The sequence below is a fragment of the uncultured Pseudacidovorax sp. genome, assembly GCF_913773995.1.
In the GTDB taxonomy this organism is placed as follows: Bacteria; Pseudomonadota; Gammaproteobacteria; order Burkholderiales; family Burkholderiaceae_C; genus Xenophilus.
The window spans coordinates 77,764-98,140 of record NZ_CAJYES010000249.1; the positions used below are offsets into that span (position 1 = coordinate 77,764).

Genomic DNA, 20,377 nt, shown 5'->3' on the forward strand with positions numbered 1-20,377 from the left:
CCGGATGTTTGTGTTGTTCGAAGAAGCCGGCAAGTACTTCGGCGGCCGCGTGCTGTCCGAGGCCGAAGCGTCGGCGCAGGTGGAGCTGGAAAGCGGCAAGCGCGTCAAGGTCAAGGGCGCCAATATCGTGCTGCGTTTCGACAAGCCGGCGCCCGCCGAGCTGATCGCCGAGGCGCGCGCGCTGGCCGCCACGATGGACCTGGATCTGGCCTGGGAATTCGCGTCCGACGAGGAATTCGGCTTTGCCGAACTCGCCGCCGACTATTTCAGCGACAAGCCCACGCTGGCGCAGCAGGCCGCCGCCCTCTTCGCCCTGTTCGAGGCCCCACACTACTTCCGCCGCAGCGGCAAGGGGCGCTTCCGCAAGGCGCCGGCCGAAATCGTGCAGCAGGCCCTGGCCGCCATCGAGAAGAAGAAGGCCATCCAGGCGCAGATCACCGAATGGGCCGGCGAGCTCGTGGCGGGCCGCTGCCCGGCCCCGATCCGCGAGCAGCTCTACCGCATCCTCTTCAAGCCCGACAAGAACGCGCCCGAATACAAGGCCGTGGTCGAGGCCGCCCGCACCGCGCAGCGCCCGCCGCTGGAGCTGCTGACCACCGCCGGTGCCATCGACTCGTCCTACCAGTTCCACTGGAAGCGCTTCCTGTTCGAGAACTTCCCCAAGGGCACGGGCTTTCCGGCTTCGCTCAGCGCGCCCGCCGTGGCGGACGACCTGCCGCTGGCCGAGGGCGTGCAAGCCTTCTCCATCGACGACTCGCAGACCACCGAAATCGACGATGCCCTGTCGGTGCAGGGCCTGGGCAGCGGCACCGTGACCGTCGGCGTGCACATCGCCGCGCCCGGCCTGGCGCTCGCCCCCGGCGACGCGCTGGACCAGGTGGCACGCGCGCGCATGTCCACCGTCTACATGCCGGGCCACAAGATCACCATGCTGCCCGACGCCATCGTGCAGACCTACACCCTGCTCGAAGGCGCGCCGCGCCCGGCGGTGTCGCTCTATGCCCGCTTCGACGAGGCCACGCTGGCGCTGCAGGGCATCGAGACGAAGATCGAGCGCGTGCCGGTGGTTGCCAACCTGCGCCACGACCAGCTGGATGCCGTGATCGACGAAGCCTGGCTGGAGGCACCCACCGCCACTGGCGGCCCCGACGCAGCGCAGCGCCTGCATGCGCCGCTGGCCTTCCTGTTCCGCCTGGCCAAGGCGCTCAAGGCGCAGCGCGAAGTGGTGCGCGGCAAGCCCGAGAGCTTCAACCGCCCCGACTACAACTTCCGCCTGGTCGGCCATGAGGACCGTGCCGAGCCCGACGGCAGCGAGACCGTGCAGATCACCACGCGCCGCCGCGGCGCGCCGCTGGACCTGATCGTCTCCGAGGCCATGATCCTGGCCAACAGCAGCTGGGGCGGCTGGCTGGGCGAGCTGGGCGTGCCCGCGCTCTACCGCAGCCAGGCCAGCCTGGCACCCGGCATCAAGGTGCGCATGGGCACCAAGGCCCTGCCGCATGCCGGCCTGGGCGTGAAGGCCTATGCGTGGAGCACCTCGCCGCTGCGCCGCTACACCGATCTGGTCAACCAGTGGCAGATCATCGCGGCCGCGCGCCACGGTAAGACCGCTGCGCTGGCGGCGCCCTTCAAGCCCAAGGATGCGGGCCTGTTCTCCATCCTCTCCGGCTTCGACGCGGCGTACGCGACCTACAACGCCTACCAGTCCGGCATGGAGCGCTTCTGGACGCTCAAGTACCTGCAGCAGCAGGGCATCCGCGAGCTGGAGGCCACGCTGGTGCGCGACGCCGGCGGCGGCGAGGCACTGGCCCGCGCCGACCTGCTGCCGCTGGTGCTGCCGGTGATCGGTGCCCAGGGCCTGCCGCGCGGCGCCCGTGTGCGCCTGCGCCTGGGCGACATCGACGAGATCGCGCTGGCCGTCAACGGCAGCGTGATCGAGCGCCTGGACGCCGAGGCCGCGCCTGCGGCCGATGACGCCGACGCGGACGAGGAAGAGGCCGCGACCGGTGCGCTCACCATCGCCGTCGACGTCAATGACGCCGAACCCGAGGCCGCCGCGCCTGCGCCTGCCGCCTGATCCCCGTTCCCGCCTGCCATGCGTCTGGCCGACCTGACTCCGCTGCAGATGGCACTGGGTGTGTCGGTGCTGGCGCATGCGGCCGTGCTGGGCGTGCGCGTGGCCAACCCGGCCGCCTTCGACCGCGTGATGCAGGAATCGCCGCTGGAGATCATCCTGGTCAATGCCCGCAGCGCGCAGACCGACCTGCCGGCCAAGCCGGCGGCCCTGGCCCAGGCCACGCTGGCCGGCGGCGGCGATCTGGAGCGCGGCCGCGCCACCAGCCCGCTGCCGCCTTCGGCCTTCCGCGCCGTCGGCGATTCAGACCAGGACGCGCAGCGCCGCATCGATGCGCTGCAGGAGCAGCAGCAGATGCTGCTCGCGCGCGTGCGCAAGCAACTCGCCGCCCTGCCGCCGCCCGACCCGAGCCACACCGGCCAGACGGCCGACAGCCAGGCACAGGAAGAGCGCCGCCGCCAGTTGCTGGACCTGCTCGCCGAGATCGAACGACGCGTCAACGAAGAGAACGCCCGTCCCAAGCGCCGCTACATCAGCCCGTCCACGCGCGAGGTCGCCTATGCCGGCTATGTGGATGCGTTGCGCCGCCGCATCGAGGCGCGCGGGACGCAGAACTTTCCCGAGGCGCGGGGCCAGAAGCTCTACGGCCAGCTCACCCTGCTGATCACCGTCAACCATGACGGCCGCCTGCTGGCGACCGAGCTGGTGGAAAGCTCCGGCAGCGCCGACCTGGACCGGCGCGCCCAGGCCATCGTGCGCAGCCTGGGCAACTTCGGCCCCTTCACCGACGCCATGCGCCGGCAGGCCGACCAGATCGTGCTGCCCTCGCGCTTCCGCTTCACGCGCGACGAGACGCTGGAGACCCAGGTCTCCGGTGCCGCGCAGTGAGCGGCCGCCGCCCTCTTCTTTCGACCGCTTCAAGACCCCCATGGACCGCTATTGCGTGATGGGCAACCCGGTGGCGCACAGCCGTTCGCCGTGGATCCACGCCCGCTTCGCCCAACTCACCGGCCAGACGCTGGACTATGGACGCCGCGAGGTCGCCCCCGGCACCTTCGCCCAGGCCGTGGCCGACTTCCGCCGCGAGGCACGGGCCTCCGGCGACCGGGCCGGTGGCTGCAACGTCACTGTGCCCTGCAAGTTCGACGCCGCGGCCCTCGCGGGCGAGCGCCTGAGCGAGCGCGCTCGCCTGGCCGGCGCCGTCAACACGCTGCGTTTCGACGAAGACGGCCACGTCCACGGCGACAACACCGACGGCGCCGGTCTGGTGGCCGACATCGAGCGCCATGCAGGCCGGATGCTCGCGGGTGCGCGGGTCCTGCTGATCGGCGCCGGCGGCGCGGCAGCGGGCGTGATGGGCCCGCTCATCGACGCAGCGCCGACGCGCCTGGTGGTGGCCAACCGCACGGTCGCCAGGGCCGAGGTGCTGGTGGCACGCCATTCCGCCTGCGGGCACCGTGCGGATTGCGACCTGCAAGCCGCGGGTCTGGACGGCCTGGGCGACGCGCGCTTCGACATCGTCGTCAACGGCACGGCGTCCAGCCTGTCGGGCGACGGCGTGCCGGTGCCCGCGTGTGTGCTGGCCGAGGGCGCGCTGGCCGTGGACATGATGTACGGCCCCGCCGCCGCCGGCTTCATCGGCTGGGCGCAGGCCCACGGCGCCACGGCCCGCGACGGCCTAGGCATGCTGGTCGAGCAGGCCGCCGAAGCCTTTGCCGTGTGGCGCGGTGTGCGGCCGGATGCCGCGCCCGTGCTGGCCGAGTTGCGCGCCCTCGTCGACGGCAGCGCCGCATGATGCGTTCGTTCGGCCGCTGGCTGGCCTGCCTGGTGTTGGCCGGCGTGGCGCTGCAGCTGTTCTTCCTGCTGCGCATCGCGCTCATGCTGGTGCTCGATCCGCAGTCCACCAGCTTCCAGCGCTCGGAGATGTGGCGCCTGGCGCGGCAGGACGGCCCGAACGCGCAATGGAGCCAGACCTGGGTGCCCTATGAGCGCATCGCCGATCCGCTCAAGCGTGCCGTGATCGCCAGCGAGGATGCCGCCTTCGTCGAGCACGGCGGCGTGGAATGGGAAGCCATCGAACGCGCGCGCCAACGCAATGCCCGTGCCGAGGAACTGGCCGCCCGGCGGGCCGCCCGCGCCGCCGCGCAGGGCAGACCCACCCGACCGCCGCAGCTGCGCGGCGGCTCCACCATCAGCCAGCAGCTGGCCAAGAACCTGCTGCTGTCGGGCGAACGCACGCTGCTGCGAAAGGGCCAGGAGCTGGTGCTGACGCAGCTGCTCGAGCTCTTCCTGGGCAAGCGCCGAATCCTGGAGATCTACCTCAACAGCGTGGAATGGGGCGAGGGCGTCTTCGGTGCGGAGGCCGCGGCCCGCCACTACTTCGGCAAGGGTTCCGACCGCCTGACGGCCAGCGAGGCCGCACGCCTGGCCGTGATGCTGCCCAGCCCCAAGTTCTACGAGAAGCGGCCCTACTCGACCTACCTCAACGGCCGCGCCGCCACCATCGTGGCGCGCATGGGCGCGGTCGAGTTGCCCTGAGGGCGGCCCGTATCATCGACCGATGTACCTTGCCAAGCTGACGGGCGCCCTGCTGCTGGGCGTCACGCGCCTGCTCACCGGTGCCCAGGCGCGCTGGTGGGGCTGCCCGCCCAAGGCCGAGCAGCGGATCTACTTCGCCAATCACCAGAGCCACATCGACCTGGTCATGATCTGGGCCGCGCTGCCCGGCGAACTGCGCAGCATCACCCGCCCCATCGCCGCGCGCGACTACTGGGCCAATTCGCCGCTCAAGCGCTGGATCACCACCGAGGTGTTCAACGCCATCTACGTCGAGCGCGGCGGCACGCCCGCACCGGCCGAGGACGGCGCACCGCCGCCCGACCCGATGGCACCGCTGCAGCCGCTGATCGAGGCGCTCCGAAGCGGTGACTCGATCATCATCTTTCCGGAGGGCACGCGCGGCCACACCGGCGAGCCGCAGAAATTCAAGTCGGGCCTCTACACACTGGCGCAGATGTTTCCGGAAGTGGTGCTGGTGCCGGCCTGGATCGACAACGTCCAGCGCGTGATGCCCAAGGGCGAAGTGGTGCCTGTGCCCATCCTGTGCTCGGTGACCTTTGGCGCGCCCCTCCGTATCGAACCGGGCGAGGAGCGGCGCGCCTTCCTCGATCGGGCGCGCGAGGCCGTGATCGCTCTGCGCGACGTGTAGGAAGGACGCCGGCCATGGAGAACTTCCTGCGCAACCTCGGCGCCTCGCAGCAGGTGGCCGCACTTTTCCTGCTGGTCTTCGGCATCCTGGCGCTGGTCAGCGCTGCCCTCTTCTTCGTCGGCCTGCGCGAGCGCCGCAACCCCGTGCATGGCGAAGCCTGGGAAGAGGAGCTCGTGCACCTGCGCGCCCTGCTGCGCACCACCTGGGTGATGGTGATCGTCTTCTGGATCGGCTGGGCGCTGGGCGAGACGGTGGCCACGGTGCTCTTCGGGCTGATCGCCTTCCTGGCGCTGCGCGAGTTCATCACGCTCTCGCCCACGCGGCGCGGAGACCATCGCAGCCTGCTGCTGGCCTTCTTCGTGGTGCTGCCGATCCAGTTCGTGCTGGTGGGCACGGCCCGCTTCGACCTGTTCACGGTGTTCATCCCGGTCTATGCCTTCCTGGCGCTGCCCACGGCCGCGGCGCTGGCGGACGACCCGGACCACTTCCTCGAACGCAATGCCAAGCTGCAGTGGGGCATCATGGTCTGCGTCTACGGCCTATCGCATGTGCCGGCGCTGCTGTTGCTGCAGTTCCCGGGCTACGAGGGCAAGAACGTCTTCCTGGTGTTCTTCCTGGTCGCGACGGTGCAGACCTGCATGCTGGTGCAGCACCTGATCTACCGCCACCTGGCCGCCTCGGGCAGCGACAGCCAGGCCGGCCCACCGGCGCCGCCCGGCCGTGGCGGCCTGCTGCGGCAGATCCTGCGGCCCCGCGCGCCCATCGCGCCGCATGTCAGCCGCAGCTTCAACTGGGCCAGTTGGGGCGTGGGCATGGCCGTGGCCAGCTTCGTGGGGGCACTGCTGTCCTTCATCACGCCCTTCCACTTCTGGCAGGCCTTCGTGGCCGCGCTGGTGGCCTGCGTGGCGGGCTCCATGGGCCACCTGGTGATGAAGGCCCTCAAGCGCGACCGGGGCGTGCCGCACTGGGGTCGCAAGGGCGTGGGCATCACCGGCGCCAACGGCCTGCTGGACCGGGTGGATGCCCTGTGCTTCGCGGCACCCATCTTCTTCCATTCGGTCCGCTGGTACTTCAACGCATGAGGACGATGCGCGTACTCGGCATCGACCCCGGCTTGCAGACCACCGGCTTCGGCGTGGTGGATGTGGACGGCCCGTCGCTGCGCTATGTGGCCAGCGGCACCATCACCACGCGACACCTGGGCAGCACCGACCTGCCGGCGCGGCTCAAGGTGCTGTTCGACGGCATCGGCGAACTGAGCCGGCGCTACCAGCCCGACGCGGCCTCGGTGGAGATCGTGTTCGTCAACGTCAATCCGCAGTCCACGCTGCTGCTGGGCCAGGCGCGCGGTGCCTGTCTGACGGCCCTGGTGACCAGCGGCCTGCCGGTGGCGGAATACACCGCCACGCAGATGAAGCAGGCGGTGGCAGGCCACGGGCGCGCCGCCAAGGATCAGGTGCGAGAGATGGTGCGGCGACTGCTGGAATTGCCTGGACTGCCCGGCAGCGACGCCGCCGATGCGCTGGGCCTGGCCATCACCCATGCGCAGGTGGGGCGGGTGCGGGCTCGCCTCGGCCAGGCCACCACGCTGCAGCCGCGGGCCAGCGGGCTCTACAAGGGCGGGCGCTCGCGCTGACAAGCGGACCCGAGCACGGAGGGCCGGGCGCAAGCGCCAGACAGGCCGTGCGCAATTGAATGGCTGGCGAGAGGAGTACCGGCTAGTCCTACTGCAGCGCAGTCTCGCTGTCGCTTACCCAGCTCGCGGAGCGGCCGATGCTGTCCAGCAGGTGCTCGGTGAAGGCACGGACCTTCACATTGGCCCGCGGCGCCGCGCGCAGCATGAAGATGCCGCTGGCCGGCTGAGGCGGCGCACCCTCCAGCACCAGTTCGACGATGCGGCCCGCGGCCAGGTCTTCGCCGATGGCCCAGTTGGGCATCAACGCAATACCCAGACCCTGCGCGGCACAGTGGCGGCGCGAGTCGCAGTCATCGCTTTCCAGCACGAAGTGCGGCGGCCGACTCCAGTCGAAGCCGTCCAGCTCGCGCCAGCCGCGGGCGCTGGTGCTGTGCTGGCGGTCGATCAGCCGGTGATGGGCCAGGTCCTCGAAGCGCTCGGGCCGCCCGTGGCGCGCCAGATAGGCAGGCGAGGCGCCCATGATGTAGCGCTGGCTGCCGATGCGCTGGCCCACCAGGCTGCTGTCCGGCTGCGGACCGATGCGGATCACGAGGTCGAAGCGTTCCAGCACCGGATCGACCAGGCGCTCGGTCAACTCCAGTTCCACCCGCAGCGCCGGGTGGCGGTCGAACAGCGAGCCCAGGTGCGGCACCACGTGGCGGCGGCCGAAGGCCGGCACGCAGCTCACCCGCAACAGACCCTGCACGCTGCGGTCGAGCGACACGACCTCGGTGCGCGCGTCGGTCATGTCGCGCAGGATCTTGCGGGCCCGCTCCAGCAGCAGCGTGCCGGCCTCGGTGGGCACCAGCGCGCGTGTGGAGCGAGTGAAGAGCGGCACCTTCAGGTCCTGCTCCAGACCATCGATCTGGCGCGCGACGGACGAGGCCACCATGCCGCGCCGCCGGGCCACCGCCGAGAAGCTGCCCGCTTCGGCCACGTCGACGAACACGGCCAGGGATTCGGCGAAGCGGATCGATTCCATCTGTGCAGACCTCGCAAAGGCGTTTGGCAGACGCAGCGGATTCTGCAGATGCCACGCAAAGAATAGCATCCAGGCCACTTCACAAGAACCAGGAATCGACCATGTTCCAGCAAGAGACAACGCGCGGCGGCGCCTCCCGCCGCAGGCTGATCGGCCAGGGCCTTTCACTCGGCCTTGGCCTCGGCCTGGGCCTTCTGGCGGCCGGCTCCGCGGCGGCGCAGCCGGCCTTCCCCTCGCGGCTCGTGACCATCGTCGTGCCCTTCGCGGCCGGCGGCACGGTCGACAAGGTGGCGCGCCAGATCCAGGAGCCGCTGGCCGCCCGCCTGGGCCAGCAGGTGATCATCGACAACCGCGGCGGTGCCGGCGGCACCATCGGCATGGCGCTGGTGGCCAAGGCACCGCCCGACGGCCACACGGTGGCGATGGTGTTCGACTCCTACGCGACCGAGCAGCACATCTATCCCCGGCTGACCTACTCCACCGAGCGCGACCTCACCGGCGTGTCGTACATCGCCCGTTCGCCCATGGTGCTGGTGGTACCGGCCAACTCGCCCTACCGCACGCTGCAGGACTACGTGGCGGCCGCCAAGGCGGGCAACGGCGTTTCCTACGCCTCGGTGGGCGCGGGCAGCTCCAACCACCTGGCGGCCGAACTCTTCCTGGAGACCGCGGGCGGCAAGGGCACGCATGTGCCCTTCAAGGGCGGCGGCCCGGCCATGACCGACCTGATGGGCGGCCATGTGGACTCGATGATCGCCAGCCTGCCGCTGGTGCTGCCGCAGGTCCAGAGCGGCAAGCTGCGCGCGCTGGCTGTGACCTCGCCGCAGCGAAGCGCGGCCCTGCCCGACGTGCCGGCCGTCGCCGAGCGCTACAAGGGCTTCGAGGTCTATTCCTGGGTCGGGATGGTGGCGCCCGCCAAGGTGCCGGCGCCGGTGCTCGACCGCCTGGCCGCCGATGTGACCGCGACGCTGCGCCAGCCGGAGGTGGCCAAGCGCCTGGCCGAAGGCGGCTTCGAAGTGGTGGCCGGCTCGCGGGAGGCAATGAACCAGCTCGTGCGCAGTGAAAGCGCCCGCTGGGGCCGCCTGATCAAGGCCCGCAACATCGTCGCCGAATGAAACCCTTCGTCTACGAAAGCCGGGCGCAGCGCGTGCTGTTCGGCGCCGGCACGCTGGCACAGGTCGCGGCGGAGGTCGAGGCTCTGGGCGCACGCAAGGCGCTGGTGCTGTGCACGCCCCCGCAGCGGGCCCAGGCGGAACAGGTGGCCGACCTGCTCGGCGAAAGGGCCGCGGGCGTGTTCGACGGCGCGGTCATGCATGTGCCCATGGCGGCCGCGCGCGAGGCCCGGGCCGTGGCGCAGCGCCTGGGCGCCGACTGCGCGGTGGCAGTGGGCGGCGGCTCCACCATCGGGCTGGGCAAGGCCATCGCGTTGGACTGCGGCCTGCCGATCCTGGCCGTGCCCACCACCTATGCCGGCTCCGAGATGACGCCCATCTATGGCCTGACGGACGAGGGCGTGAAGCGCACCGGCCGCGACCCGCGCGTGCTGCCGCGCACGGTGATCTACGACCCGCAGCTCAGCCTGGGCCTGCCCGTGGGCCTGTCGGTGGTCAGCGGCATCAATGCCATGGCCCATGCGGCCGAGGGCCTGTATGCCGACGACGCCAACCCGGTGACGCAACTGATGGCCGAGGAAGGACTGGCCGCCCTGGGCCGGGCGCTGCCGGCCATCCACGCGGACAGCGGCGACGCCCAGGCGCGGACGGACGCGCTCTATGGTGCGTGGCTGTGCGGCACGGTGCTGGGCAGCGTGGCCATGGCCCTGCACCACAAGCTGTGCCACACGCTGGGCGGCAGCTTCAACCTGCCGCATGCCGAAACCCACACCATCGTGCTGCCGCATGCGCTGGCCTACAACGCGCCAGCCGCGCCGGCGGCCATGGCCCGCATCGCCCGCGCCCTCGGAGCAGACGACGCGCCGCGGGCGCTGTACGAACTGGCGCGGCGGCACGGCGCACCGGTGGCACTGAGGGAGATCGGTCTGCGCGAAGAGGATCTGGACCGCGCCTGCGCGCTGGCGATGCAGAACCAGTACCCGAATCCTCGGCCCCTGGAGGCCGCGGCGCTGCGCCAGTTGCTGCAGAACGCCTACGACGGGGTGCGACCGTCGGCGTGAGCCCAGGCGGCTGCGACCCTGTCGCTCAGGCCAGCCGCTCGGCGATCAGCACGGCAAAGAAGCCGAGCGCCGCCAGGAAGGTCCACTTGAAGACGATCCAGCCCAGGCGCCGATAGCGCATCTGGCCGGTGGCCGCATAGAAGGCGAAGCACACCCCCGCCACCAGCAGCAAAAGGAGGATGACCCAGCGGAAGAGCAGCATGCGGATGCGGCGGGCGCCTTACCAGGCGCGGGCGATCTCGCCGAAGCCGCGGGGGGCCTGGCGCGTGTCCTCGAAGGTCACGATCTCGTAGGCATCGGACTGGGCCAGCAGTTCACGCAGCAACTTGTTGTTGAGCGCATGGCCCGAGCGGAAGGCGCTGTAGGCGGCCAGCAGCGGCTTGCCGACGATGTAGAGGTCGCCCATGGCGTCCAGGATCTTGTGCTTGACGAACTCGTCGTCGTAGCGAAGGCCGCCGGCATTGAGCACCTTGTGGTCGTCCATGACGATGGCGTTGTCCAGCCCGCCGCCCAGGGCCAGGCCCTTGCTGCGCATGTACTCGACCTCCTTGGTGAAGCCGAAGGTGCGTGCACGGGCGATGTCGCGGGCATATTGGCCCACGCTCAGGTCGAACTCGTAGCGCTGGCCGGTGGCATTGACCACGCGGTGGTCGAAGTCGATCTCGAAGCTCAGCTTGAAGCCGTGGTAGGGCTCCAGCCGGGCCCACTTGAGGTTGTCGCCCTCACCCTCGCGCACCTCAACGGGCCGCAGTACGCGGATGAAGCGGCGCGGCGCCTTCTGCAGTTCGATGCCCGCGCTCTGCAGCAGGAAGACGAAGGACGAGGCCGAGCCGTCGAGGATCGGCACCTCGTCGGCGGTGATGTCGATGTAGAGGTTGTCCAGCCCCAGGCCGGCGCAGGCCGACATGATGTGCTCCACCGTCTGCACCTTGGCGCCGCCGGTGGAAACCGTGGACGCCAGACGGGTGTCGGTCACCGACTCGGCCCGCATGGGGATGTCCACCGGCTCGGGCAGATCGACACGCCGGAACACGATGCCCGTGTCCGCCGGCGCGGGCCGCAGCGTCAGCTCCACGCGCTGCCCGCTGTGCAGGCCGACGCCCACGGCGCGGGTGATGGACTTGAGGGTTCGTTGTTGCAGCACGGCGCGGATTGTAATTTTGGCCACCCCGCGCCAACCCCACTCTTCGGCCTATGACCGTGATAGCCGTAAGGAGGCGTAAGTGCCCGCAGGCAGGCAAGACGAACGAAAGCGCCACGCATCGAACCCGGTGCGTGGCGCCAATTTCTGCTCGGATTGCGCACCGCAGCCGCAGGCTGCCGGTGCCTTCAGTCGAGCGCAGGACGACTGATGGTGCAGCGGGCGTAGCGAGCGGTCCGAGGTCGCATCGAGCATCGCAGCCGTACTCGGGTACGGCGAGAAGCACAGATGCGAGATCGGACCGCGCAGTAGCCCGATGCGCCGTCAGTCAGCTTGGCGGCGGAGGAAGGCGGGGATCTCGAAATCGTCCATGCCGCCAGAAGACAGCGCATCCACCTTGGCGGCCGCCATCGTCCGGTTGGTGCGCCACACGCTGGGCACGGCCATACCGTCGTACTTGGCCTGACCGGCCGCGCCGGAGGCCACGCCGCTGGCCAGCGCGCCGCCCAGCGTCGGGACCTGGAAGGCCACGTTGTCGGTGCCGGTGCGGATGACCTGCAGCTCAGGCTGGCCGCGGCCGGCGGCCGGGCGCGACAGGCCGGTGGCCACCACGGTCACGCGCATGTCGTCGCCCAGGCTGTCGTCGTAGGCGGCGCCGTAGATGACGTTGGCTTCGGGAGAGGCGTAGGCACGGATGGTGTTCATCGCCAGCTTCGATTCCGACAGCTTCAGCGAAGCCTTCGAAGCCGTCACCAGCACCAGCACGCCCTTGGCGCCGGACAGGTCGATGCCCTCCAGCAGCGGGCAGGCGACGGCCTGCTCGGCGGCGATGCGGGCGCGGTCCGGCCCGTTGGCCGAGGCGGTGCCCATCATGGCCTTGCCGGGCTCGCCCATCACGGTGCGCACGTCCTCGAAGTCGACGTTCACGCCGCCGTACTCGTTGATGATTTCCGAGATGCCGCCGACGGCGTTCTTCAGCACGTCGTTGGCATGCGCGAAGGCCTCGGCCTGCGTCACCTCGTCGCCCAGGACTTCGAGCAGCTTCTCGTTCAGGATGACGATCAGCGAATCGACATTGGCTTCGAGTTCGGACAGGCCCGACTCGGCGTTGTTCATGCGCTTGCCGCCTTCCCAGTCGAAGGGCTTGGTGACCACGCCGACGGTCAGGATGCCCATCTCCTTGGCCACGCGGGCGATGACGGGCGCCGCGCCGGTGCCGGTGCCGCCGCCCATGCCGGCGGTGATGAACAGCATGTGGGCACCGTCGATGGCGGTGCGGATCTCGTCCACGGCCGCCTCGGCCGCCTCGCGGCCCTTGTCCGGCTTGCCGCCGGCACCCAGGCCGTTGCCGCCCAGCTGGATCAACTTGGGCGCGCCGCAGCGGTTGAGCGCCTGGGCGTCGGTGTTGGCGCAGACGAACTGCACCCCCTGCACGCCCCGCTCCATCATGTGGGTGACGGCGTTGCCGCCGCCGCCGCCGACACCGATCACCTTGATCTGCGTGCCTTGGTTGAACTCTTCGACTTCGATCATTTCGATGGGCATCATGAACTCCTGGATCCTTGCAGTTGCTGCTTGACTGACGTTGCTGTTGTTGTCGGGGGCGGGGTGGTGAAAGTGGAAGGAAGAACTTCCTGCGGTGGCGGCGGCCCCGTACGTCGCCATCGCTCGTTGAAATGGATGAGGTGGAGCCGAGGTGCTGTGTCGCGCATCAGAAATTCCCCACGATGAAATCCTTGAATCGGCCGAAAGCCGTCTTCACTGAACCATTTTTTTGCGCGACCTTGTAGCCACGCATCCGCGCGTGACGGGCTTCTTCCAGCAGGCCCATGACGGTGGCAGCGCGCGGCTGGGCCACCATGTCCGACAGCGCGCTGGCGTACTTCGGGATGCCGCGGCGCACCGGCTTGAGGAAGATGTCCTCGCCCAGTTCGACCATGCCCGGCATGACGGCGCTGCCACCGGTGAGCACCACGCCGGACGAGAGCACTTCCTCGTAGCCCGACTCGCGCACCACCTGCTGCACGAGCTGGAAGATCTCTTCCACGCGCGGCTCGATCACGCCGGCCAGCGCCTGCTTGCTCAGCATGCGCGGGCCGCGGTCGCCCAGGCCGGGCACCTCGACCTGTGTCTCGGGGTCGGCCAGCAGCTGCTTGGCGAAGCCGTTCTCGACCTTGATGTCCTCGGCGTCCTTGGTGGGCGTGCGCAGCGCCATCGCGATGTCGCTGGTGATCAGGTCACCCGCGATCGGGATCACGGCCGTGTGGCGGATGGCGCCGTTGGTGAAGATGGCCACGTCGGTGGTGCCGGCGCCGATGTCCACCAGGCACACGCCCAGCTCGCGCTCGTCCTCGGTCAGCACCGCCAGGCTGGAGGCCAGCGGGTTCAGCATCAGCTGGTCCACCTCCAGGCCGCAGCGGCGCACGCACTTGATGATGTTCTCGGCCGCGCTCTGGGCGCCGGTCACGATGTGCACCTTGGCCTCCAGGCGCATGCCGCTCATGCCGATCGGCTCCTTCACGTCCTGGCCGTCGATCACGAATTCCTGCGGCTCCACCAGCAGCAGGCGCTGGTCGCTGGAGATGTTGATGGCGCGCGCCGTCTCCACCACGCGGGCGACGTCGGTGGTGCTGACCTCGCGGTCCTTCACGGCCACCATGCCGCTGGAGTTGATGCCGCGGATGTGGCTGCCGGTGATGCCGGTGTAGACGCGGCCGATCTTGCAGTCGGCCATCAGCTCCGCTTCCTTGAGCGCCTGCTGGATGCTCTGCACGGTGGCGTCGATGTTGACCACCACGCCGCGCTTGAGGCCGTTGGACGGTGCCACGCCCAGGCCGGCGAGCTTGAGCTCGCCGCCCGGCAGCACTTCGGCCACCACCGCCATCACCTTGGCGGTGCCGATGTCGAGTCCGACAACCAGGTCCTTGTAGTCTTTGGCCATGATGTGTGAGTGTTCCCTCGGGGCTCTCGTTCGTTCTGTCTGTCTGTTCGGTCTACCGCCGCCGTGCGGCTGCTGCGGCGGGCGCATCGGCCGAGACGGTGGTGACGCCGCGGATGCGCACTGCGTACGCGTCGGCATGGCGCAGGTCGGCGCTTTCGATGGATTCGATGCTGCGGCCGTATTGCGCGGCCACATGGCGGGCACTGAGCAGGAAGCGCCGCACGCGCGCCATCACCTCCTCGGGCGTGCCACGGCCAATCTCCACGGTGGCGCCGGAGTCCAGCACCGCCTGCCAGCCGCCACGGGTGGACAACCGCAGCTCGGTGAGCTTCAGGCCGCTGCCGTCGAAGGCCGGGGCCAGCTCGCGGTACATGCCTAGCACCTGGCTGGCCTGGTCGTCCGGGCCCTCCAGACGCGGCAGGTTGTCGCCCGCCTCGTCGGTGTTGGCCTCGAAGACCTCGCCGTAGGTGTTGATCATGCGGGACTCGTCCTCGGCACCCCACAGCGCGGCCGGCACATGCTCGGTGAGCGTGGCGCGCAGCGCATTCGGAAACTCGCGTCGCACCACCGCCTTGCGTACCCAGGGCACCGACTCGAAGGCGGCGCGCGCGCGCTGCAGGTCGACGGTGAAGAAGTTGCCGGCCAGCCGGGGCGCCACGTTGGCCCGCAGCGTGATCGGGTTGTTGTGCGCCACGTCGCCATCCACACGGATCACGCCCAGCGGCAGGAAGGGCTGACGCAGCACCCACCAGCCGCCGGCGGCGAGCAGCATCAGCCCGCACAGCGCGTACAGGACGGTCGCCGTGAGGTTCATGAGGCGCACGTCGAGCGGGACTGCGATGCCGTCGGCCATGGGTCAGGCACCTTCCTTGGAGACGGGGCGGGTGTCCAGCGCGGCGGTGGCCAGGATGCGCAGGCACAGGTGCTCGTAGCTCAGGCCCGCGGCGCGCGCGGCCATGGGCACCAGCGAATGGCCGGTCATGCCGGGCGAGGTGTTCATCTCCAGCAGGAAGGGCTGCTGGTCGCGCGCACGCACCATGAAGTCGGCCCGGCCCCAGCCGCGGCAGCCCAGGCTGCGGTAGGCGGCGACGGCCAGCCGGCGCACCTGCGCCTCCAGCGCATCGGGCAGGCCCGCGGGGCAGTGGTACTTCACGTCGTCGGTGAAGTACTTGTTCTGGTAGTCGTAGGCGCCCTCGGGCGCGGCGATGCGGATCACCGGCAGCGCGACGGCGCCGGCACCCGTGCCGAGCACGGCGCAGGTCAGCTCGTCGCCGTCGATGAATTCTTCGCACAGCACCTCGGGGTCGTAGCGCGCGGCCAGCTGCACGGCCTCCTGCATCTGCGAATAGCCCTGCACCTTGGTCACGCCGATGGACGAGCCCTCGTGCGGCGGCTTGACGATCAGCGGCAGGCCCAGGGTGTCGGGCACCTCGCGCACCCGCTCGCGCACCTGGCCATCGGCCTGGAGCAGCACATGGCGCGGCGTGGGCAGGCCCTCGGCCAGCCACACGCGCTTGGTCATGGTCTTGTCCATGGCCACGCTGGAGGCCATCACGCCGGAGCCGGTGTAGGGAATGCCCAGCAGCTCGAGCGCGCCCTGCACCGTGCCGTCCTCGCCGTGGCGGCCGTGCAGCGCGATGAAGCAGCGGTCGAAGCCTTCGTGGCGCAGCTCGGCCAGTTCGCGCTCGGCCGGGTCGAAGGCATGCGCATCCACGCCCAGCGAACGCAGCGCCTGCAGCACGCCGGTGCCGGACATCAACGACACCTCGCGCTCGGCCGAGCGGCCGCCGAAGAGCACGGCCACCTTGCCCATGGCGGCGGCGTCGGGCAACGGGGGGAAGGCGAACTGCGGGTTCATGCAGGCTGTCCTTGTTGCTGCGCGCGTTCCACCACCTGGCCGGCGACCGCGCCGATGGAGCCGGCGCCCATGCACAGCACCACGTCGCCGTCGCGGGCGTTGTCCAGCACCGCCTGCGGCAGTGCCCGCACGTCGTCGACGAACACCGGCTCGACCTTGCCGGCCACGCGCAGCGCGCGCGCCAGGCTGCGCCCGTCCGCCGCCACGATGGGCGCCTCGCCGGCCGCATAGACCTCGGTCAGCAGCACCGCATCGGCGCCGCCGAGCACCTTGACGAAGTCCTCGAAGCAGTCGCGGGTGCGGGTGAAGCGGTGCGGCTGGAAGGCCAGCACCAGCCGCTGACCCGGAAAGGCGCCGCGCGCGGCCGCGATGGTGGCGGCCATCTCCACCGGGTGGTGGCCGTAGTCGTCAATCAGCGTGAAGCGCCCGCCGCCGGTGGCGGCCACTTCGCCATAGCGCTGGAAGCGGCGGCCCACGCCCTTGAACTCGGCCAGGCCGCGTTGCACCGCCTCGTCGGGCAGGCCCAGCTCGACCGCGATGGCGATCACCGACAGGGCATTGCGCACGTTGTGCTCGCCCGGCAGGTTGAGCACCACCGGCAGGTCGGGCAGCACCACGCCGTTGCGACGCTGGGCGGTGAAATGCATCTGCGCGCCCACGGCGCGCACGTCGACGGCGCGCACCTGCGCGTCCTCGCTGAAGCCGTAGCTGGTCACCGGACAGGTCACCTGCGGCAGGATCTGGCGGATGGCCGGATCGTCCACGCACAGGATCGCCGTGCCGTAGAAGGGCATGCGGTGCAGGAAGTCGACGAAGGCCTTCTGCAGCCGGCCGAAGTCGTGGCCGTAGGTGTCCATGTGGTCGGCGTCGATGTTGGTGACGACCGCCATCACGGGCAGCAGGTTGAGGAAGGAGGCGTCGGACTCGTCGGCCTCGACCACGATGTATTCGCCCTGACCCAGGCGCGCATTGGCGCCGGCACTGTTCAGGCGTCCGCCGATGACGAAGGTCGGGTCCAGCCCGGCCGTGGCCAGCACGCTGGCGGCCAGGCTCGTGGTGGTGGTCTTGCCATGGGTACCCGCGATGGCGATGCCGCTGCGCAGACGCATCAGCTCGGCCAGCATGAGGGCACGCGGCACCACCGGGATCTTCTTGGCGCGGGCGGCGACCACCTCGGGGTTGTCGGCCTGCACCGCGGTGGAGGTCACGACTGCGTCGGCACCGGCGATGTTGGCGGCGTCGTGGCCCACGAAGGTGCGGATGCCCAGGCCGCCCAGGCGGCGCAGCGTGGCGCTGTCGGCCAGGTCCGAGCCGGACACGCCATAGCCCAGGTTGAACAGCACCTCGGCGATGCCGCTCATGCCCGAGCCGCCCAGGCCGACGAAATGGATGTGGCGGATCGCGTGCTTCATGGCTTGACCAGCTCCTCGCAGGCCAGGGCCACCTGGGCCACGGCATCGGTCTTGCGCATCGCATGTGCGCGCTGCGCACGCTCGAGCAGCTCGGCGCGCGTCGTTTTCTGGATCAGGTCGGACAAGAGTTCAGGCGTCAGATCGGTCTGCTGCACCAGCCAGGCGCCGCCGGCGTCCGCCAGGAAGCGGGCATTGGTGGTCTGGTGGTCGTCGACCGCGAAGGGAAAGGGAACGAAGAGCGCGGCGGCGCCGACCGCGGCGATCTCGGTCACGGTGCTGGCGCCGGCGCGCGCCACGATGAGGTCGGCCGCGGCGAAGGCCTCGGCCGTGTTGTCGATGAAGGGCACCAGCTGAGCCTCGACGCCGGCGGCGGCATAGTTGGCGCGCAGCTCGTCGATCTGCCTTTCGCCGCTCTGGTGCAGCACCACGGGCCGCTCGGCCGGCGCGATGCGTGACAGTGCCTGCGGCACCACGGTGTTGAGCGCCTTGGCGCCCAGGCTGCCGCCGACCACCAGCAGCTTGAGCGGGCCGCTGCGGCCTTCGAAGCGCGCGGCAGGTGCCGGCTGTGCCAGGAAGGGCTCGCGCAGCGGATTGCCCACCCAGCCTGCGTTCGGCAGCACGTTCGGGAAGGCGCTGAAGCAGCGGTCGGCGATGCGCGCCAGCAGGCGGTTGGCCAGGCCGGCCACCGAGTTCTGCTCGTGCAGCACCAGCGGACGGCCACGCAGCACGCCCATCATGCCGCCCGGAAAGCTGATGTAGCCGCCCAGACCCACCAGCACGTCCGGCTTGACGCGGCCCACGGCCTGGAAGCTCTGCCAGAAGGCCCGCAGCAGCTTGAGCGGCAGCAGCGCCAGCGTGAGCGGGCCCTTGCCGCGCACGCCGCCGAACTGGATCGGCTCGAAGGCGAAGCCGCGCGGCGGCACCAGGCGCTCTTCCATGCTGCCGGGCGCGCCCAGCCAGTGCACGCGCCAGCCGCGCGCGCGCAGCTCCTCGGCCACGGCCAGGCCGGGGAAGATGTGGCCGCCGGTGCCGCCGGCCATCACGAGTGCGGTGCGGGCGCCGGTCATACGCGGCCACCTCTCATCAGGACTCTGTTCTCGTAGTCGACACGCAGCACCACCGCCAGCGCCACCACGTTCATCAGGATGGCCGAGCCGCCGAAGCTCATCAGCGGCAGGGTCAGGCCCTTGGTGGGCAGCGCACCCAGGTTCACGCCCATGTTGATGAAGGTCTGGAAGCCCATCCACACGCCCACGCCCTGCGCGGCAAGGCCGGCGAACACGCGGTCCAGCGCAATCGCCTGGCGTCCGATGTGCATGATGCGGCGCGTTAGCCACAGGAAGAGCGCGATGGCCACCAGCACGCCGACCAGGCCCAGCTCCTCGCCGATCACGGCGAGCAGGAAGTCGGTGTGGGCTTCGGGCAGCCAGTGCAGCTTCTCGACGCTGCCGCCCAGGCCCACGCCGAAGATCTCGCCCCGGCCGATGGCGATCAGCGAATGCGAGAGCTGGTAGCCCTTGCCCAGCGCATGCTCCTCGCTGAACGGGTCCAGGTAGGCAAAGATGCGCTCGCGCCGCCAGGGGCTGGCCGCGACCATGGTCGCGAAGGCCACGACCACCAGCATGGCGATCAGGAAGAACATGCGTGCATTCACGCCGCCCAGGAACAGGATGCCCATGGCGATGATGGCGATCACCATGAAGGCGCCCATGTCGGGCTCGGCCAGCAGCAGCATGCCGACCACCACCACGGCCACACCCATGGGCAGCACGGCGCGGAAGAAGCGCTCCTTGATCTCCATCTTGCGCACCATGTAGCTGGCCGCGTAGAAGACCATGGCCAGCTTGGCCAGCTCCGAAGGCTGGAACCGCATGAAGCCCAGCGGCAGCCAGCGGCGCGCGCCGTTGACGTTGATGCCCACGTGCGGGATCAGCACGATCACCAGCAGCAGCAACGCCACCACGAAGAGCCAGGGCGCCGTGCGCTCCCAGGTGCGCATCGGCACCTGGAAGGCGATCAGGCCGGCCACGAAGGCGAACACCAGCGAGATCGCATGCCGGATCAGGTGATAGGACTCGCTGTAGCCCGCGCGGTTGAAGCGCGGGTTGTCGCCCATGGCGATGGAGGCCGAGAACACCATCACCAGCCCCCACATCAGCAGCGCGATGGTGACCCACACCAGCGGCTGGTCGAAGCCGGCCACGCGCACCGGCGCGGCGCGGGTCTGCGCGATGTCGGCGCCGCCCAGGCGCACAGGCAGGTGCATGGGCAGCGCGTCCATGCCGCTCTTGGCGGCGCGACGGAACCAGCCGAAGAAGCGGCCTTCGCGCGCGTTGGGCGTGGCGGCGGCAGGCATGCGGGCGCTCATTCGGAAATCCTCCGTGCTGCGCACTGCGGATGCGAGCGCCTGCGGAACGGCCGGGCGGCGCTCATTCGTGCACCTCCTCGTCGGCCAGCGCGTCGACCGCCTCGCGGAACACGTCCGCCCGGTGCGCATAGTCGCGGAACATGTCGAGGCTGGCGCAGGCGGGCGACAGCAGCACGGCATCGCCGGGTCGAGCCTGCTCGGCACACAGGCGCACCGCCTCGGGCAGCGTCGCGGCGCTCAGCAAAAGAACGCCCGTCTCGGCCAGGGCCTCGCCGATGGCGGGACCGTCGCGGCCGATCAGCACGGCGGCGCGCACGTACTGGCGCACCAGCGTCGCCAGCGGCGAGAAGTCCTGGCCCTTGCCGTCACCGCCCAGGATGACGACCAGCTTGCGCTCCAGCCCCAGGCCCTGCAGGGCGGCGGCGGTGGCGCCGACGTTGGTGCCCTTGCTGTCGTCGAAGTACTCGACCTCGTCCACGATGGCGATGGGCTCGACGCGGTGCGGCTCGCCCTGGTATTCCCGCAGGCCGTAGAGCATGGGCGCC

Annotated in this window: 20 protein-coding genes; 9 read left to right on the forward strand and 11 right to left on the reverse strand. The window is 70.2% G+C overall.

Translation table 11 applies throughout. The annotated features are described in order from the left end of the window. Positions 1-4 precede the first annotated feature (4 nt). From QZ772_RS24135 to ruvC, 7 genes are read left to right on the forward strand one after another with little or no spacing between them, the layout of a single operon-like run. Positions 5-2,077 carry a ribonuclease catalytic domain-containing protein gene (locus QZ772_RS24135; protein WP_295532198.1) on the forward strand — a complete coding sequence of 691 codons (2,073 nt, stop codon included), beginning with the start codon at positions 5-7 and terminating at the stop codon, positions 2,075-2,077. Between the two features lie 18 nt (positions 2,078-2,095). Continuing rightward, on the forward strand, positions 2,096-2,962 hold the full coding sequence (locus QZ772_RS24140; protein ID WP_295532200.1) for an energy transducer TonB: 867 nt from the start codon (positions 2,096-2,098) through the stop codon (positions 2,960-2,962). Between the two features lie 40 nt (positions 2,963-3,002). Beyond that, on the forward strand, positions 3,003-3,869 hold the full coding sequence (gene aroE, locus QZ772_RS24145) for a shikimate dehydrogenase (protein ID WP_295532202.1): 867 nt from the start codon (positions 3,003-3,005) through the stop codon (positions 3,867-3,869). Further along, entirely contained in the window at positions 3,869-4,612 is a 744-nt protein-coding gene (gene mtgA / locus QZ772_RS24150; RefSeq protein WP_295532234.1) for a monofunctional biosynthetic peptidoglycan transglycosylase, read from the forward strand. Before aroE ends, mtgA begins: the two co-directional genes overlap by 1 nt. A 22-nt stretch (positions 4,613-4,634) precedes the next feature. Then, positions 4,635-5,282: a lysophospholipid acyltransferase family protein gene (locus tag QZ772_RS24155; protein WP_295532204.1), complete on the forward strand. Its 648-nt coding sequence runs from the start codon at positions 4,635-4,637 to the stop codon at positions 5,280-5,282. A gap of 14 nt (positions 5,283-5,296) precedes the next feature. Beyond that, complete coding sequence (locus tag QZ772_RS24160; RefSeq protein WP_295532206.1) at positions 5,297-6,364, forward strand: phosphatidate cytidylyltransferase; 1,068 nt, start codon at positions 5,297-5,299, stop codon at positions 6,362-6,364. 5 nt (positions 6,365-6,369) lie between these two features. Further along, positions 6,370-6,918 carry a crossover junction endodeoxyribonuclease RuvC gene (gene ruvC, locus QZ772_RS24165; RefSeq protein ID WP_295532236.1) on the forward strand — a complete coding sequence of 183 codons (549 nt, stop codon included), beginning with the start codon at positions 6,370-6,372 and terminating at the stop codon, positions 6,916-6,918. Between the two features lie 88 nt (positions 6,919-7,006). Here the strand turns inward: ruvC and QZ772_RS24170 are convergent, their stop codons facing one another. Continuing rightward, a complete protein-coding gene (locus tag QZ772_RS24170) occupies positions 7,007-7,939 on the reverse strand; it encodes a LysR family transcriptional regulator (protein ID WP_295532208.1) in 933 nt (310 codons plus the stop codon). A gap of 101 nt (positions 7,940-8,040) precedes the next feature. On the opposite strand from QZ772_RS24170, the gene QZ772_RS24175 reads away from it, so the two are divergent. Then, positions 8,041-9,054: a tripartite tricarboxylate transporter substrate binding protein gene (locus tag QZ772_RS24175; protein ID WP_295532210.1), complete on the forward strand. Its 1,014-nt coding sequence runs from the start codon at positions 8,041-8,043 to the stop codon at positions 9,052-9,054. Beyond that, positions 9,051-10,112, forward strand: coding sequence for a maleylacetate reductase (locus QZ772_RS24180; RefSeq protein ID WP_295532212.1), 1,062 nt, complete (start codon positions 9,051-9,053; stop codon positions 10,110-10,112). The genes QZ772_RS24175 and QZ772_RS24180 overlap by 4 nt, the downstream gene beginning before the upstream one ends. A 25-nt stretch (positions 10,113-10,137) precedes the next feature. Here the strand turns inward: QZ772_RS24180 and QZ772_RS24185 are convergent, their stop codons facing one another. From QZ772_RS24185 to QZ772_RS24230, 10 genes are all read right to left on the reverse strand, one after another. Further along, positions 10,138-10,314, reverse strand: coding sequence for a hypothetical protein (locus tag QZ772_RS24185; RefSeq protein ID WP_017759907.1), 177 nt, complete (start codon positions 10,312-10,314; stop codon positions 10,138-10,140). 18 nt (positions 10,315-10,332) lie between these two features. Continuing rightward, positions 10,333-11,256 (reverse strand): UDP-3-O-acyl-N-acetylglucosamine deacetylase, encoded by a 924-nt coding sequence (gene lpxC, locus QZ772_RS24190; RefSeq protein ID WP_295532214.1) that lies wholly within the window; start codon positions 11,254-11,256, stop codon positions 10,333-10,335. A 321-nt stretch (positions 11,257-11,577) separates the two neighbouring features. After that, positions 11,578-12,798, reverse strand: coding sequence for a cell division protein FtsZ (ftsZ, locus tag QZ772_RS24195; RefSeq protein WP_295532238.1), 1,221 nt, complete (start codon positions 12,796-12,798; stop codon positions 11,578-11,580). A gap of 166 nt (positions 12,799-12,964) precedes the next feature. Continuing rightward, positions 12,965-14,194, reverse strand: a complete 1,230-nt coding sequence (gene ftsA / locus QZ772_RS24200) for a cell division protein FtsA (protein ID WP_017759904.1) — start codon at positions 14,192-14,194, stop codon at positions 12,965-12,967. A gap of 52 nt (positions 14,195-14,246) precedes the next feature. Continuing rightward, positions 14,247-15,047 carry a cell division protein FtsQ/DivIB gene (locus tag QZ772_RS24205; RefSeq protein WP_295532216.1) on the reverse strand — a complete coding sequence of 267 codons (801 nt, stop codon included), beginning with the start codon at positions 15,045-15,047 and terminating at the stop codon, positions 14,247-14,249. A gap of 3 nt (positions 15,048-15,050) precedes the next feature. Further along, on the reverse strand, positions 15,051-16,052 hold the full coding sequence (locus QZ772_RS24210) for a D-alanine--D-alanine ligase (protein ID WP_295532218.1): 1,002 nt from the start codon (positions 16,050-16,052) through the stop codon (positions 15,051-15,053). Next, positions 16,049-17,464, reverse strand: coding sequence for a UDP-N-acetylmuramate--L-alanine ligase (gene murC / locus QZ772_RS24215; RefSeq protein WP_295532220.1), 1,416 nt, complete (start codon positions 17,462-17,464; stop codon positions 16,049-16,051). The genes QZ772_RS24210 and murC overlap by 4 nt, the downstream gene beginning before the upstream one ends. After that, on the reverse strand, positions 17,461-18,531 hold the full coding sequence (gene murG, locus QZ772_RS24220; protein ID WP_295532222.1) for an undecaprenyldiphospho-muramoylpentapeptide beta-N-acetylglucosaminyltransferase: 1,071 nt from the start codon (positions 18,529-18,531) through the stop codon (positions 17,461-17,463). The genes murC and murG overlap by 4 nt, the downstream gene beginning before the upstream one ends. Further along, a complete protein-coding gene (gene ftsW, locus QZ772_RS24225) occupies positions 18,528-19,730 on the reverse strand; it encodes a putative lipid II flippase FtsW (RefSeq protein WP_295532240.1) in 1,203 nt (400 codons plus the stop codon). Before ftsW ends, murG begins: the two co-directional genes overlap by 4 nt. 163 nt (positions 19,731-19,893) lie before the next feature. Further along, a partial coding sequence (locus QZ772_RS24230) for a cyanophycin synthetase (protein ID WP_295532224.1) occupies positions 19,894-20,377 on the reverse strand: 484 nt, incomplete at its 5' end.